Annotated in this window: 11 protein-coding genes; 6 read left to right on the forward strand and 5 right to left on the reverse strand. The window is 56.6% G+C overall.

Annotation, left to right across the window (positions count from 1 at the left end):
* Nucleotides 1-2: 2 nt before the first annotated feature.
* Both aroB and OKX01_RS18190 read right to left on the reverse strand, forming a co-directional pair.
* Nucleotides 3-1,091: a 3-dehydroquinate synthase gene (aroB, locus tag OKX01_RS18185; protein WP_094198123.1), complete on the reverse strand. Its 1,089-nt coding sequence runs from the start codon at nucleotides 1,089-1,091 to the stop codon at nucleotides 3-5.
* The gene (locus tag OKX01_RS18190; protein WP_094198124.1) at nucleotides 1,092-1,697 is read right to left on the reverse strand and encodes a shikimate kinase; all 606 of its coding nucleotides are present in this window, start codon (nucleotides 1,695-1,697) and stop codon (nucleotides 1,092-1,094) included.
* Between the two features lie 119 nt (nucleotides 1,698-1,816).
* Between OKX01_RS18190 and OKX01_RS18195 the strand changes: the two genes are divergently transcribed.
* The 4 genes from OKX01_RS18195 (at nucleotide 1,817) to OKX01_RS18210 (ending at nucleotide 8,915) form a co-directional block, all read left to right on the forward strand.
* Complete coding sequence (locus OKX01_RS18195; protein ID WP_094198125.1) at nucleotides 1,817-4,264, forward strand: penicillin-binding protein 1A; 2,448 nt, start codon at nucleotides 1,817-1,819, stop codon at nucleotides 4,262-4,264.
* A gap of 96 nt (nucleotides 4,265-4,360) precedes the next feature.
* Nucleotides 4,361-4,495: an LPS translocon maturation chaperone LptM gene (lptM, locus tag OKX01_RS18200; protein WP_094198126.1), complete on the forward strand. Its 135-nt coding sequence runs from the start codon at nucleotides 4,361-4,363 to the stop codon at nucleotides 4,493-4,495.
* A 43-nt stretch (nucleotides 4,496-4,538) separates the two neighbouring features.
* Nucleotides 4,539-5,807 carry a diaminopimelate decarboxylase gene (gene lysA / locus OKX01_RS18205; RefSeq protein ID WP_094198127.1) on the forward strand — a complete coding sequence of 423 codons (1,269 nt, stop codon included), beginning with the start codon at nucleotides 4,539-4,541 and terminating at the stop codon, nucleotides 5,805-5,807.
* 195 nt (nucleotides 5,808-6,002) lie between these two features.
* Nucleotides 6,003-8,915: a putative bifunctional diguanylate cyclase/phosphodiesterase gene (locus tag OKX01_RS18210; RefSeq protein ID WP_264672224.1), complete on the forward strand. Its 2,913-nt coding sequence runs from the start codon at nucleotides 6,003-6,005 to the stop codon at nucleotides 8,913-8,915.
* 1,004 nt (nucleotides 8,916-9,919) lie between these two features.
* Here OKX01_RS18210 and ccsB read toward each other — a convergent pair.
* The 3 genes from ccsB to OKX01_RS18225 form a co-directional block, all read right to left on the reverse strand.
* On the reverse strand, nucleotides 9,920-11,278 hold the full coding sequence (gene ccsB / locus OKX01_RS18215; RefSeq protein WP_094198129.1) for a c-type cytochrome biogenesis protein CcsB: 1,359 nt from the start codon (nucleotides 11,276-11,278) through the stop codon (nucleotides 9,920-9,922).
* A 15-nt stretch (nucleotides 11,279-11,293) separates the two neighbouring features.
* Nucleotides 11,294-13,336, reverse strand: a complete 2,043-nt coding sequence (locus tag OKX01_RS18220) for a cytochrome c biogenesis protein ResB (protein ID WP_094198130.1) — start codon at nucleotides 13,334-13,336, stop codon at nucleotides 11,294-11,296.
* Between the two features lie 229 nt (nucleotides 13,337-13,565).
* Nucleotides 13,566-14,270 carry a c-type cytochrome gene (locus OKX01_RS18225; RefSeq protein WP_199827849.1) on the reverse strand — a complete coding sequence of 235 codons (705 nt, stop codon included), beginning with the start codon at nucleotides 14,268-14,270 and terminating at the stop codon, nucleotides 13,566-13,568.
* A 157-nt stretch (nucleotides 14,271-14,427) separates the two neighbouring features.
* Here OKX01_RS18225 and yihA point away from each other — a divergent pair, with 157 nt between their 5' ends.
* Both yihA and hemB read left to right on the forward strand, forming a co-directional pair.
* Nucleotides 14,428-15,051 (forward strand): ribosome biogenesis GTP-binding protein YihA/YsxC, encoded by a 624-nt coding sequence (yihA, locus tag OKX01_RS18230; protein ID WP_042489383.1) that lies wholly within the window; start codon nucleotides 14,428-14,430, stop codon nucleotides 15,049-15,051.
* The gene (gene hemB, locus OKX01_RS18235) at nucleotides 15,048-16,067 is read left to right on the forward strand and encodes a porphobilinogen synthase (RefSeq protein WP_094198132.1); all 1,020 of its coding nucleotides are present in this window, start codon (nucleotides 15,048-15,050) and stop codon (nucleotides 16,065-16,067) included. The genes yihA and hemB overlap by 4 nt, the downstream gene beginning before the upstream one ends.
* Nucleotides 16,068-16,123 lie beyond the last annotated feature (56 nt).

A 16,123-nucleotide genomic window follows, 5' to 3' on the forward strand; every position in this document is an offset into this window, starting at 1 on the left:
TTTTACTCCTGTTCCACCGTTGTAAAGCGGGCCAATGCCTGGCGCACTACATCCGGCGCGACCGCCTGCACCTTGGCATGGCCTAATTTATCCAGCAGCACAAAGCGCAGTTGGCCACCTTCATTTTTCTTGTCCACCTGCATCAACTCCAGCCAGCGGTCTGCAGGCCATTGTGGTGGCGTGATCGGGCATCCGCTAGCTTGCACCAGGGCTTTGATACGAGCGACATCCTGAGCCGGCAAACCACACACCAGAGCGGACAGCTCAGCAGCCATAATCATGCCGCAACCCACGGCTTCGCCATGCAACCACTGACCGTAGCCCATACCAGACTCAATCGCGTGGCCAAAAGTGTGACCAAAATTCAAAATAGCACGCAGACCCGACTCGCGTTCGTCCTGTGAAACCACCTCGGCTTTCACCTCGCAAGAGCGGCGGATCGCATGAACAATCTGCTCCTGCTCCAGACGGCGCATGGGGGCGATCTGCTCCTCACACCAGTTGAAGAAATCCAGATCGTAAATCATGCCGTACTTGACGACTTCAGCCAGACCAGCGGAAATTTCGCGAGCAGGCAAGGTCTTGAGTACGTCCGTATCCACTTCCACGGCGATGGGCTGGTAGAACGCACCCACCATATTCTTGCCTAGCGGATGGTTAATGGCTGTCTTGCCACCGACCGAGGAATCCACCTGCGCCAGCAACGTCGTGGGGACCTGTACAAAGCGCACACCGCGCATGAAGCAAGCTGCCGCAAAACCGGCCATATCGCCAATAACGCCACCACCCAAGGCCACGATCAGGGCCTTGCGATCCAGATGAGCACCCAGCAGCGCGTCAAAAATCAGGTTCAGAGATTCCCAGTTCTTGTAGGCCTCGCCATCGGGCAGTTCGATCACATGGACGGGCTTGCCCGTTGCGGCCAGGGCTTGTTTGACCGGTGCCAGATACAAGGCTGCCACCGTAGGATTAGTGACGATCGCAATGGCAGACGTATCGGCTGGCACCGTGCCTGCAAGCTGCGCCAGACGCCCGGCGGCGATCTGGATGGGATAAGCGCCACCCTGGGCGTCAACATGCACTACAGACATTTAGCAACCTCGTTCTTTCAACTGGGACAATAAATGGCGCACCGCATGATGAACCGGCGCCGAGCCAGTTTCAAAGCGGATATCCGCCACTTCTTCATAGAGGGGTTCGCGCGCTTGCAACAGTTCCTGAATGCGGGCGCGTGGGTCCGCTGTTTGCAACAGCGGTCGGTTACGGTCTCGGGCCACGCGACGGTACAGCTCGTCTACAGTGGCACACAAGTACACTACGATACCGCGATCTTTAATGATCTGGCGATTGGCCTCGGACAAAATGGCCCCGCCTCCCGTTGCCAACACGATACCGCTCTGGCGCGAACAAATATCGAGCACCGCCGATTCACGTTTGCGGAACCCTTGCTCGCCTTCGAACTCAAAGATAGTGGACACTCGCACGCCGCTCCGGGCTTCCAGCTCGTGGTCAAGGTCCATAAACTCGCGTTTGAGCTCCCGCGCCAATTGGCGGCCAATGGTTGTTTTACCGGCTCCCATCATGCCCACTAAAATAATGGGACGTGGGCCAGTTTGTTGTAAATGGAGCAGCTCGGCGTCTGATAAAGGATCAGGATGTTCTACAGGCATCAGCTCGGCGGGTAAAGAGTGGTTCATTTGTGTATTATCCCATTAGCCTTCCCTAAGCACAGTCCGCTTGCTTAGTATTATTTTGTTACATTGATACTTGATTTGAGGCCCAGTCCTGCTGCGTTTGGACTTTAAAATCAGCCCTAATGAGTTCTTCTTCCCGCTCCCCCAATTCTAAACCCGAGCAAAGCTCCGGTTCCTGGCTTGCCCGCCTCATCATCAAGACCTCGGTCTTTTTTGTGGGGCTTGGTCTGTGTGCCGCCCTGCTCGGATCGCTGGCGCTGGCCTTAGCCTGGCCCAACCTTCCCGATCTAAGCGCCATGATCGACTATCGCCCACGGGTGCCACTGCGTATTTACACGGCGGACAAGGTACTGATCGGCGAATTTGGTGAAGAACGCCGCAATGTGCTGCGTTTTGACGAAATCCCCGATGTCATGAAATCGGCCATTCTGGCGGCCGAAGACGACCGTTTCTACCAGCACGGTGGTATTGACTGGATGGGGGTAGGTCGCGCCGCCCTGGCCAATATGACCCACATGTCCAAGACACAAGGGGCCAGCACGATCACCATGCAGGTAGCACGTAACTTCTACCTGTCATCAGAAAAGACCTATACCCGTAAATTCTACGAACTGCTGCTGACCTTCAAGATTGAAGCAACACTGTCCAAAGACCAGATTCTGGATCTGTACATGAACCAGATTTATCTGGGTCACCGTGCTTATGGTTTTGCCGCAGCGTCGCGAACCTATCTGGGCAAGCAGTTGGGCGAGATCACAACGGCAGAAGCCGCCATGCTGGCCGGCATTCCAAAAGCGCCCTCGCGCTTTAACCCCATTGCCAACTTCGAACGCGCCAAAACTCGTCAAGCCTATGTGCTGGGCCGCATGCGCTCGCTGGGCTACATCACCGAGCAAGAGTACCAAGACGCCCTGGCACAGGAAATCGTTGTGAAATCGGCCCTGGGCACGCCCGCCGGTGGCTATGCCATCCACGGTGAATACGCGGCTGAACTGGCACGCCAGCTACTGTACGGCGTCTACCAGGACAATGTGTACTCGCGCGGTTTCAATATCTACACCACGATCCAGTCCACCGACCAGGAAGCTGCCTACCTGGCTGTGCGCAACGGTATTCTGGATTACACCCGTCGAGCTCCTTACACCGGCCCTCAAGGCCAAGTGGATCTGCCCGCTGATATTGAAAACGACCACGCTCAGTTAGATGCCATTCTGGACGACCTGCAGGACAAGTACCCCGATACGGGCGACCTGCTGACCGGCGTGGTGCTGGACGCCAGCCCCAACCAGATTCGTGTTGCCCGTACCGCCCAACAAATTATTGATGTCAACGACAAGCGCGCCTTGAAGATCGTGGCTCGCGGCCTGGTAAAAAATGCCAAAGCAGACGTACGCATCCAGCGCGGCTCCGTGGTTTATCTGTTCCGCAATGACGATTACTGGGAAGTACTGAATATGCCTGCGGTGCAGGCTGCTTTTGTGTCGGTACGCCCGCAAGACGGCGCTATCCAAGCCATGGTCGGCGGCTTTCACTTTTCAGATGGGAAGTTCAACCGCGTCACCCAAGCCTGGCGTCAGCCCGGCTCCGCCTTCAAACCCTTTATCTACGCGTCTTCACTGGAGCGCGGTTTAACCCCTGCTACCCAGATTTCGGACGAACCCTTTGTTCTGACCGCCGCCCAGACCGGCTCCAAGCCATGGACGCCCAAGAACTATGGGCGCAGGTACGAACCCATGCTGACCATGCGTCAAGGTTTGTACAAATCCAGAAACATGGTATCTATCCGTATCATGCAGGCCGTCGGCCCCAAGTACGTGCAAGATTATGTGACTCGCTTTGGTTTCGACAAAGCCCGTCAGCCTGCCGTTCTGCCGCTGGCTCTGGGTGCCGGTAGCGTGACTCCCCTGCAAATGGCCGGCGCCTACGCGGTCTTTGCCAATGGCGGTTACCGTACCGAGCCCTACCTGATCGACTACGTCACCGACAGCACCAATAAAGTCATCATGCGTGCCAAGCCCGTTGTGGCGGGTGATGCCGCTGCACGCGCCATTGATGCCCGCACTGCTTACGTCATGAACGACTTGTTGCGCGGTGTGGCGACCTCCGGTACTGGCGCCCGCGCCTCGCGCACATTGAAGCGCACAGACATTGGTGGCAAAACAGGCACCACCAACGACTCTCAGGACGCTTGGTTTGCTGGTTACACGCCAGATCTGGTCGGTATTGCCTGGATGGGCTTTGACAGGCCACGCAGCCTGGGCTCAGGTGAAACCGGCGGTGGTGCCTCCATGCCTATCTGGATCAACTACATGCGCACTGCACTCAAAGACAAGCCCATCGTACCTCCCGGTCCTATGCCGTCTGGCCTGTCGCGCATCAACGGGGATTTCTACTTTGACGAATTCCCGCCCGGACAAGCCATTGCCCGTGTTGGTCTACCCGCTCCGGGTGACGACTTCCTGCAACAAGGCGGTGGGGATCAAAACGATGGGATTGGCGACCTGCTGCGGCAACTGGACTCTGACTCCGGCTCCTCGGGCGCTGAAACGCAACCCTTCGTCCCCTTCTAGATCCAGTACCCAAACGCCGGCACCGCCGGCGTTTTTTATGCTTTGCCCTTCAAAATGGCATAATGCTCTGCATTGTCCGCACTCGCTCAATACCTTATGAACAAACTACGTTCTTCCCGCCTGCTGGCCTTGCTGACACTTAGCGTTTTTCTCAGCGCTTGCGGCTACAAAGGCCCCTTGTATCACCCTCCTGCGCAGGAAGCGGCGGACGCCCAAACAGCGCCGCGCTGATTTCCGCCCTGCTCGCGCTTAACCTCTGTTATTTGACGACACCATGACCGTTGCACCTCACTTCCAATTTCAGAACAACACGCTGCACGCCGAGCAAGTTCCACTGAACAAGCTGGCTGAAGAATTCGGCACCCCTCTGTATGTGTACTCCCGCCAAGCCTTGCGCGACGCTTGGGAGTCCTATCGAGTAGCCGGCCAGGGCCGCAAGTTGTTGGTGTGCTATGGCATGAAGGCCAACTCCAATCTGGCCATTCTGCAAGAATTTGCCCGTCTGGGAACCGGCTTTGATATCGTGTCGGGCGGTGAACTGGCCCGTGTCATCGCCGCTGGTGGCGACCCAGGCAAAGTCGTGTTCTCCGGTGTCGGCAAACAGGTTTGGGAAATCGAAGCGGCCCTGAAAGCAGGCGTGAAATGCTTTAACGTTGAATCCGAAGGCGAGCTGGAACGCGTTGCCCAGGTTGCAGAACGCATGAATGTGAAAGCACCTGTTTCCTTGCGCGTGAATCCGGACGTGGATGCCCGCACCCATCCCTACATCTCCACTGGTCTGAAAGGCAATAAATTTGGCGTGCCTATTGATCAAGCGCCTCGCATCTACGCCCGTGCCCAAGCACTGCCTAGCCTGGACATTGTGGGTGTGGACTGCCACATCGGTTCACAAATCACCGAGGTCAGCCCCTATCTGGACGCATTAGACAAGCTGATCAAGCTGATCCTGGCCTTGAAGGAACAAGGCGTGAATCTGACTCACCTGGATTTGGGCGGTGGTCTGGGCATTCGCTACACTGACGAAACCTTGGTTACCCCCACCCAATTGCTGACCGAAGTCTTTGCCGCCTTGGACAAGAACGGCCTGGGCCATCTGGAGATCGTGCTGGAACCTGGCCGTTCCATGGTGGGTAACGCCGGGGTACTGCTGAGCCGCGTGGAATACCTCAAGCATGGTGAGACCAAGAACTTCGCCATCATTGATGCTGCCATGAACGACTTGATCCGCCCTACCTTGTACGATGCCTGGCACAGCGTGGAAGCGGTAAACCCTCGTCCCGTAAGCGAGGACACCCCCCATTACGATTTGGTTGGCCCTATCTGCGAAAGCGGCGACTGGCTGGCCCGTGACCGCCAACTGGCGCTGCAACAAGACGATCTAATCGCCATTATGTCCGCCGGTGCCTACGCCTTTACCATGGCCAGCCAGTACAACACCCGCCCCCGTGCGGCTGAAATTCTGGTCGATGGGAATCAGGTCCATGTGATCCGCCCGCGCGAAACACTGGAAAGCTTGTTTGCCACCGAACAATTGCTCCCCTAAATCCAGGGCAAGAATGCAGGTTACAACCATTCAGCCTTAAAGAACTCTCGAATCTGACCGTAAAACAGGCCGGGATTGCGCTGCCATCAGCAGGCATCGCAATCCCGGCCTGTTGCGTCCTAGCCGGAAAAGCACAGATTTCGCTGTCAGTGGCCAGACAGTTCGATGGTAAGCGCTGGAGACTGTACCACCATCATGACCACCCCAGGGATACCGACCCACAGCTTTGAGCCTGTTACATCGGCTAGCGAACGCTTGATTCGCGGCTTAAGTCTGTACGTCATCCCTTTGTTTCTGATCATGCTCACGTTATGGGTATTGTTGTTCCTACCCAATCGCTACCCTAGCGTTCCCGGTCAAAATTTAGGCATTCAAGCACTGGCCAGCCAACAAGAGCATGCGGATCCAGAGTTATTGACGCAATTGGAAAATGCACCGTCCCAACAACGGCTGCACCTGAACGAGCCCCATTGGCTGCTGCTGACCCTGCCTGCTCCCTTGCCTGAACAAGAGCAAGTCCTACACTTTCCCGCCTCCCCGATTTCCTCGCTGCACTGTGAAGATGCCCGTAGCGGCAAGACTCTGCGCAATAGCGAGCTGTCCCCGCCTGCAGCCCTGTCACCGACCCCGGTCAAAAGCTACACCCTGGAACTGGACCAGACAAGCCACACTGCCACCGTTCTGTGTCGTGTCCAGACCTCACGTCCCACGCTACTGCAAGCCCAGCTCTGGGCCAGCTCTGACGTCACCAACTCTTCAATTCACCTTAGCCGTGGCATAGGGCTGCTGGAAGGCGGCTTGCTGACCATGGCCATGTTCATGCTGGTGCTGGCCGCGACCAACCGCGCCTGGATTTACCTGCTGCTGTCTGTCTGGCTGATTGGCAATCTACGCCTGGGTTCGATGGCGATGGGTTGGGATACTCAATGGCTAGGCCAGATCCTGCCCTCCCAGTACATGCCCGTACTGCGCCAGGTCACCATTGCCTGCTACTTCATCCTGAGCTACTCCCTGTTCACCGTCTTGCTGGGCAACTCCATCACCACCGCCCGCCTGCAACGCTTGCTACCCACGGTCGGCATACTGGGCTTGATCCTGCTACCCGTATCCCTGCTCGCTCCAGCTTCAGTGTTCCAGCCCCTGATGTGGATCAGTACCATCTACGCGCTGTGCTGCGTCTCGGCCGTGCTGCTAGCTGTTCTCTTGCATACCCGCTCGCGCATCTTACTGTGGCAACTGGTGCTACTGAGCATGGCCTTGTGCATGCTCATTTCGTCCGTCTTTCTGGTGACGTTTGGCTATTCCACCTTTGTAGAGAACTTTAACGGCGTCATCGCCTTCCTGCTCTCCAACCTAATGGTGGCTCTCGCTGTAGGCGAACGCTTGCGGGAGGATCGCAGCGAATCTCTGCGCGCCCGTAACGAGCTGATGGCGCACTACCTGGTCACCCCTGTTGGCATGTTCACCTTGAACGAGTCCGGTGTCTTTTTGCGCATCAGCCCCATGTTGAGCCGCATGCTCCACATAGAAGCAGACCCCAGCGAAACTACCATTTACTGGACGGACTTTTTCCCCGAGCAAGACTGGAAAGCTGTCGCACAAAGCACCCAGAACGGCCAGGATGTCACCATTACCCACTACGACGCGAATGCTCAGCCATGCCAATTCGCTTTGCGCGTGGCCATCGTCAACCAGTGCATTGAAGGCTCCCTGCAAGATGTGACCGCCCGCGCCGAGACCTACCGCCAGCTGCGTCTGATGGCCGACAACGACCCAGTGACCAACGTCCTGAACCAGCGAGGAATCGAAAAAGCCCTGGATGGTCTGCTCAATCGCAGCCAGAACGACAAACCCTGCTTGTTAGCTTATCTGGACCTGAACCACATCAAATATGTGAACGGTACGTTTGGCCATTCCTCGGGTGACGCCCTGCTGCTTAAAGTCTGCGAACAATTGGAATCCGTTCTGCGCAGCGAAGACAAAATCGGTCGCATCGGTAGCGATGAATTTGTGATCATCTTTGAAGATTGCGAACCGGACCAAGCCCGCGCTCTGGCCAATAACGTACTGGAGTCGCTGAACAAAAGCCCCGTATTGGCGGGCAACCGCAGCTTTAACCTGCGCAGCACATTGGGGCTGGTCGAAGTCGCACCCGGTATGGCTCCGCAAGAGGCCATCTCCGCCGCCAGTCGAGCCTCCCGCGACGCGCGCCGACTGCATCAAGACATGATCATCTATGGGCAGGACTCCAACGCCCTGCAAGAACACGCCGAAGAGCTGCGTCTATTTGAAGAACTGGAAGGCGGTTCTTCCCGCGCACTCTACCTGGAAATGCAGCCCATCGCCGCCTTGCGCCGCCCCATGGACAGCCTGAACTTCGAGGCCCTGCTACGCGTGCGCGACTCCTCCGGCCAGCTCATCCCTACTGGCCGCATCATTGCAGCAGCTGAAGAAAGCGGCACCATCACCATCATCGACAAATGGGTGTTCTCCGCCACCCTAGAGTGGATGGCCAAACACGAAGCCCAACTGAGCAAGACCCAATGGGTCACCATCAACCTGAGTGGCGTGTCCCTGAACGACGACACCTTCATCGAATGGCTCTTTGACATTCTGGCCCGCTTCGAGCACCTGGCCCGCCGATTGTGCGTTGAAATCACCGAAGGCGTGGCACTGGATGATCTGGAGCACACCCGCAACTTCATGCGACGCCTGCAGAAAATGGGCGTACGCATTGCCCTGGACGACTTTGGGGCGGGCTACACCTCCTTCTCCTACCTGCGTGAACTGCCCGCCGACGCCATCAAAATCGACGGCGCGCTGATCTGCGACATGCTGAAAAAAGAAACCAACGTCGCCATCGTGCGCACCATCGTCGAACTGGCCAACAACCTGGGCATGATCAGCATTGCCGAATGGGTAGAAGACGTCCCCACTCTAAAAGCCCTACAAGAACTGGGCGTGGACTACGTACAAGGCTTCATCATCTCTAAAGCCTGCACCCCGACTGAACTGCTCAAAGCCCAAGCCATCACCGACCTGGTCCACGACGGCGCAGCCAAACAGTTCCTGATCGAGTCCCAGGATAAATTCCCGCCAACCATGTAAATAGATAGTCACCCAAGGCCCACAGCAGGCCTTGGTGGCCCATGACAAGACCTTGCGCCACCTACGGACGCGCACTCGTATCAAATGCCATAGGAACGCTATAAAGGCTTTTTGACCATCATCGCCCCAATAGTCAGCTCACTTTCCCGTTATCTACAGCAAGCCACGCCAAGATACGCATCACAGTCAGAACAAGCCCCAACACCCGGCCGCATCACAGCCCTGAGTCTGGCCAGACAGCACCACCTAATACAGAGAGCAATCCTGTCCAAACGCAGACCGATGTCTAAGCGTCACGCTGGAAACAGATTCAAGGAATAGATACCGCCGCCACGCTAGCTTTGTTTTGGGGCTCTGACTCTGACTCTGACTCTGACTCTGACTCTGACTCTACAACAGGCTAAGCCGGTCCCTCTTGGAACAACAAGCGCCCAGTCACACCCTACACAGAGAAAAACGCAATTTTCCCTCCCATATCGCCCACTTGCCCCTCACCCCCTCTGAAGTCAGAGGGGCCATAAGTAAACACTGTGAGCCGCTGGTGTGCGGGTCAGGGTGTCGAGGCGATTCAGAGTGCCTGCCGCGGGCGGAGTATGGCGTAGGGATGCAAGCACCGTTCTGTTCGCGCCCGACGCTTGTTGAGTGTCCGGGGAACACTCAACCGGGCAAGTTAACGGTGCGCCCGTAGCCATACTTCGACAAGGGTACCGGTGCGCAGCACCGGCAGCGCTCAAGCCCCGACACGCTGACCCGCACACCAGCGGCGTCTTCCGGCGCCTATGCCCCCCCAGAAACACCGTTCAAGGTCCACCAAAAAAACAAGCAAATAGCGGTCCCCCCACGCTACGCCTTCGGCTTGCTGCCCCCTTTGTTGTCGAGGGTGCCGAGACTTGGGACGCTCCAGCGGCAAAAAACCCGAGTCCGGCATCCAGCCAAACTCGGGTTTTCCATTTTCAACCAAGCATTCTGAAACCAATCCCCCAGCCCCAGAACAGCAAAAAGACTTACAGCTCCCCGTAGGAATGCAGCCCCGACAAGAACATATTCACGCCCAGGAATGCAAAGCTGGTAATCAACAAACCAGCCAGCGCCCAATACGCCGCCATCGTGCCACGCAGGCCCTTGAGCAAACGCAAGTGCAACCAGGCCGCATAGTTCAGCCACACAATCAAGGCCCAGGTCTCTTTCGGGTCCCACTGCCAGTACGTACCCCAGGCATCAGCGGCCCACAACGCCCCCAACACCGTCGCCACCGTAAAGAAGGCAAAACCCACTGCAATCGCGCGGTACATGATGTCATCGAGCACTTCCAAGGAAGGCAGTTTGCGCGAAATCGGACCACGGAAATACAAAATCGTGCCCACCATCACACTACCGATACCGAAATACAGCATCCAGGTCGGTGACAACTCCCGCGAGCCAAAAATCATGGGCTCGGCACATAGGATGGCGCCCAGCAAAAACACGGGTATCAGCTTGGCACGCGAACGTGTCTCACCATTTTCCTTAACCAGATAGGCAAAGCCCACCATGGCAGCCAAGGAGAAGGTACCGTAACCAATAAAGTTGGCCGGCACGTGCAACTTCATCCACCAGCTTTTCAGCGCAGGCACCAAAGGCTGGATCTGATGCGCATCACGCGTGAAGGAATACCACAGCAGGAAAATAACCAACGAGCTGATCGCCAACAACACAAAGCCACCCAAGGCTCGGGTGTTGTAACGACGTTCGTAATACAGATAAAACAAGGCCGTAATCAGCGCCAGCAAGACAAACACTTCATACAGATTACTGACTGGAATATGGCCAATGTCCGGGCCGAGCAAGTGACCTTCGCGCCAGCGTACCAACAAGCCTGTCGTGCCAGCATACACAGCCGCCCAAGTCAGACCCGAACCCATCCAGGCGGCCGTATTGCTGAAAAAACCAGCCCAGTACATGACTGTGCCCAGAATGAACAGCGCACACATCCACAAAATAGCGGACTGGGACGAGAACAAATACTTCAGCAGAAATACCGAATCGGCCTTTTCAATATCTCCGGTACCCAGACCCTCACCCGTGCTATACAGCCAGACTGCCAGCAAAGCAGTCAAACCCGAGAGCACCAGCAAGGTACGCAGCGGACGCCACAACCACCCTAGCCAGGCCACAAAGGGGACAAAAGCCACCAGAATGATCTTCTCGTAGTAATCCATGCTGGTGCTGTACACATTGAGCGCATACGCCGCACCCAAAGCCAGTACCACCAGAAACAGCACATCCGTCCAGTCCGGACGGCCACGGATACCGCGCCGGTCACCACTGGATGCGATATTGTCTTGCCACATCGTTGGAGTGGCCGAAGAAAGGGTCTGCGCCATAGTTGCTACACCTTGTCAGACAGATAGCCGGTTGAACGCCGCTTTCAGGCGATCAAACTCGAGGTTAAAGTCCAAGTTGCGACGTTGGGATGTCATGGCAGCCATTACGCTGCTGCCTAGCTTGTGAGGGCGAATCCATACCCACACACGGCGATCCCGAATATAGAACATCGAGAACACGCCAATAATCAGAAACAAGCAACCCAAGTACACAATGTACATGCCTGGGCTGCGCGCCACCTGAAATACGCTGGCCTGAACTTGCTCAAAACTGTCCAAGGTCAACATAACGGGTGCCGGGTAATCGGGTAGATTGGCAAAGGCCAGAACAGCAGACTGAATCCAACGATTGGCATCGTTATTTTCCTGACTGTAATCCAGCTCCGGCAAGCCTTGTTGCTGTCTGACCAAATCACGCAATTCCGATAGTGTGAACTGAATCATGGGAATTGCAAAACTCAGGATACGCTCGCGCTCGGCCTCGGGGACACGGCTGATCAGGCCATCAAAACCGGCACGCACAAAAGTCTGCAAAGCGGTTCGGGAAGCCGAGAGCATCAGCTCTTTTTGCTCGGGCGAAGAAGAATTACGTTCGGCAAAACGCTCGGCCGCCTGGTTTACCAGGGCCTCGTTCTGTGTCGCCGCCCGCAAATCCATGAATTCTTTCAAGGAACCCTTGTCGTCAGCCGGGAAACGCACGTAACGGAACGGTTCGGCGGGCGAAAAACGCATCCCGGCCAGAAACACCAGAGTGCCGTCCAGCTCCACTGGCAACATGTAGTTCACAAACTCGCGGGACTGGCCCTGGTCGTCGATCAGACGATAGTTCACGCTGGGGCCAACGTTCTTCAAGTTCTGATCTTTCTTGTTAGCTGCGCTACCGGTAACCGCCGCCACGTGTTCAATCATGGCCTTGGGCTGAGGGTCACCCTCGGTCAGGTTTTCCACATTGATAGGCCGCAACTCAGTCAGTTGCACCGTCAAAGCATGCTCATTGGGACTTTCCTGAGCCGCGATGCCTACGGTCTCGCCCACCTTGCCACTCAGAGCAAACGTCTTGGAGCCAGGGCCTACCAAAGGATAGCCCTTCAAGCTGAGAATACTGCCACCATCATCAAAGCCGGACTGGTAAACCGTCACGCCCTTGTAACGCAAAGGCTCGTTCACCTCGATCGTGCGCTCAAAGGTATCACCCGTGACGGGATCGGTTACTTCCACTTCGCTCTTGAAGCTGCTGGGCATGCCAGTGGAGTAATACTCCACCAGAAAGCGCTTGAGCTCCAGTGCAAAAGGCAGAGGTTGAATCAGGACGCCTTCACCAGAATTGATCACGGCAGTCGCGGTACGGGCACCTTCAGGCACCAGCATATTGGCGCGAAAGCTGGGGTTGCCCAATCCCAGTCGACCCGACTCGGGCACTTGGGAAATCAGTATGTTTTCTGTAATGGGCTGCTTGCCGCCCAGCCACACTTGCAAGCGCACGGGCAATTCGCTGTCGAGCAGACCGCCCACACAGATCACCACGATGGCCAGATGAGCAAAGATGTAACCCAGCTTGTTGGCGCTGCCTTTTTTGGCCGCCATCATCATGCTGCCATCGTCGTCCTTGCGCACGCGCACCGCATAACCTTGGGACTGCAACCAACCTTGAACCTGCTCCCGGTTGTGTTCGGGGGCACCGGCACTTTCCAGCTCCACACGATGGGGAAAGGCTTTGAGACTGCCACCGCGCACGTGCTCCTTGAAGGTGCGCATTTCGCGGATCATCTTGGGGGCATTGCGGATAACGCACAGCGTGGTCGAGACCACCAGAAACGTCATAATGACCATGAACCATCCACTGTTGTAGATGGACCAGATCGAGAAGTGATCGAACAATTCAAACCAGTAGGGGCCGAACTGATCGATATACGTATTAGCGGGCTGGTTTTGCGCCAGAACAGTCCCGATCAGGCTGGCTACGCAAATGAACATCAGCAAGCTGATGGCAAAGCGCATCGAACCGAGCAATTCCAGGAAATCGGCCGCAAAGCGACGCACAGAGGATACTTTTTTCACAAAGGCTAGCTTAGGAGGTGGGTGGGGTTCACCGGAAACATCCAGACTTTGAGCACTGAAAGTGCCACAAGTTCGATGACTGGACAAAATACCAACACAAGACCCGGCCCAAATCGGCACCGCCCGGTGTTAAGGCACCCAAACCGCCACAACCATCAAAGGAAGCTGGGGCCACAAGGTGAATGTCAGGCTCTAGGCAGTCAGGGGGCCATTGGCCCCCTTGGACTGATTAACGCAGGCCAGCGGCGAAATCCGACACGGCGGCAATGTCAGCATCCGACATGCGATCGGCAATGTCGTGCATTTCAGCACTATTGGCACGGTCACTGCTACGGAACAGTTTGAGCTGTTCAACAATGTAGCCAGGGTGCTGACCGGCCAGACGAGGATATTGTCCTGGCATGCCAGCACCATCAGGCGAGTGGCAAGCGGCACAGGCAGGAACACCACGCTCGGGCAAACCACCGCGCCAAATCTTCTGGCCGCGTTCCATGGTGTCTTCTTTAGTGGCGTTAGCAGCCTGATCCCAGTTCACAGGCTGTTGGGACAGGTAAAACGCCACGTTCTTCATGTCTTCTTCGGTCATGCCCGCAGCAATGGCTGTCATCAGGCTGTTGGCGCCCTCAGGGCCACGACGAGAAGGAAGGGACTTTTCATCCTTGGCACGGAAATCGTGTAGCTGCTTGACCAGGTACTCGTACGGCTGGTGAGCCAGCGACGGGTTGACCGGAATAATACTGTTGCCGCCATCCCCGTGACAGGTCACACAGGCCAGCACGCCACGCGACATCTCACCTTGCAGGTAGAGCTGCTCGCCTTTGGCGGCATCTGGCTTGGGCAGACCAGCTGCATGGGCCACGTTAGCGGTAAAAACCACAGAGCAAGCCATCGTCAGGCTGCTTGCGATAACGACTCGGGAAAGCGCACGCTTCATTTGGACCTCGATAATCGCGAATCAATCGGGGTGCCGCATGCGCCCCGCAAAAGCCACCGTAAGCCGCTGGTCAGTACCCAGTGGACTACGACATTACTGTTTCAAATCGAGAGATTATACAATAGGCGCTGAACCAATATGGAATTACGCTGCAACCATGTCGATACTGCACCGCGCTCACTTCACGATTTCAGCTGCTCAGATCGATCAGCTGCCCCCTCCCGGACCTCCCGAGGTCTGTTTTGTGGGGCGCTCCAATGCGGGCAAATCCTCCGCCATCAACGTATTGGCCAACCAACGAAAACTGGCTTTTTCCAGTAAAACGCCGGGACGAACACGCCTGATCAATATGTTCGGTATTCCCGATCCGCTCTCGCCAGGCGACTTTCTGGGCCACCTGGTGGACTTGCCCGGCTATGGCTACGCTGCCGTGGCCCGCCACGAAAAGCAGGACTGGGCCGAAATTCTGGGCGATTACCTGGCCACCCGCCCCTCGATTGCCGGCATTGTGTTGCTAATCGACATCCGACGCGGCGTGACCGACCTGGATATGCGTCTGGCCGATTGGATTGCGCCTACCGGCAAACCCGTACTGGCGCTTTTGACCAAAGCCGACAAACTGCCTTATGGTCAACGCATCAAGGCGGTGGCCGAAGTGCGTCGCCAGCTCCGAGAAATTGGCGCCCTGCATGCGCTGCCCTTCTCTTCCACTGATCGTATCGGTTTGCCCGAAGCGACCGAATGCATCGAAAACTGGATTTCTCCGAAGGTTGTTCCATGACTCGTTTTATTCCTCCTGCCGACTTTCCTAATACTCGCTTGCGCCGTAACCGCCGCGACGAGTTTTCCCGCCGTCTGGTGCGCGAAAACCGCCTGTCCACAGACGACCTGATCTACCCGGTCTTTGTGCGTGAAGGCGAGAAAGTTCAGGAGCAAGTCGGCTCCATGCCAGGCGTCATGCGCTATTCGCCAGACGAACTGATGCGCGTGGCCGAACAGTGTCTGGAGCTGGGCATCCCTGTGCTGTCCCTGTTCCCTTCCATCGACCCGTCCCTGAAAACGCCGGATGGCAGCGAAGCCGCCAACCCCAGCGGCCTGATTCCCCGCGTCGTGGGCATGCTCAAGCAGCAATTCCCAGAGCTGGGCGTACTCACTGACGTGGCGCTGGACCCCTACACCAGCCACGGCCAGGACGGCATTTTGGACAATGACGGCCACATCCTGAACGAAGAAACCGTTGCCATGCTGATCCGTCAGGCCCAGACCCAAGCTCAGGCGGGCGTGGATATTGTGGCCCCCAGCGATATGATGGACGGCCGTATCGGCTCCATCCGCGCCGCTTTGGACAAGGACCAGTTCATCCACACCCGCATCATGGCGTACTCGGCCAAGTACGCCAGTGCCTTCTATGGCCCCTTCCGCGACGCGGTGGGTTCGGCTGCCAATCTGGGGCGTTCCAACAAGAACACCTATCAGATGGATCCAGCCAACCGTAACGAAGCTCTGCGTGAGGTGGCCGCCGACATCCGTGAAGGCGCCGATATGGTCATGGTCAAACCTGGCCTGCCTTACCTGGACATCCTGCGTGACGTGAAAGACGCCTTTGGCATGCCCACCTATGCCTACCAAGTCAGTGGCGAGTACGCGATGATCAAGGCCGCTGCGCAGAACGGTTGGCTCGATCACGACAAGGTCATGATGGAGTCTCTGCTGGCCTTCAAACGGGCTGGTGGCGATGGCATTCTGACCTATTTCGCCATCGAAGCGGCCAAGCTGATGCGCGAACAGAACTGCTGATTCATATCAATCAGAATGCAAAAAACGCAGCCCGTGAGCTGCGTTTTTTGTTGTGT

Origin of the sequence: Alcaligenes sp. SMD-FA (assembly GCF_025960365.1) — a bacterium.
GTDB classification, from domain to species: Bacteria; Pseudomonadota; Gammaproteobacteria; order Burkholderiales; family Burkholderiaceae_B; genus Alcaligenes; species Alcaligenes aquatilis.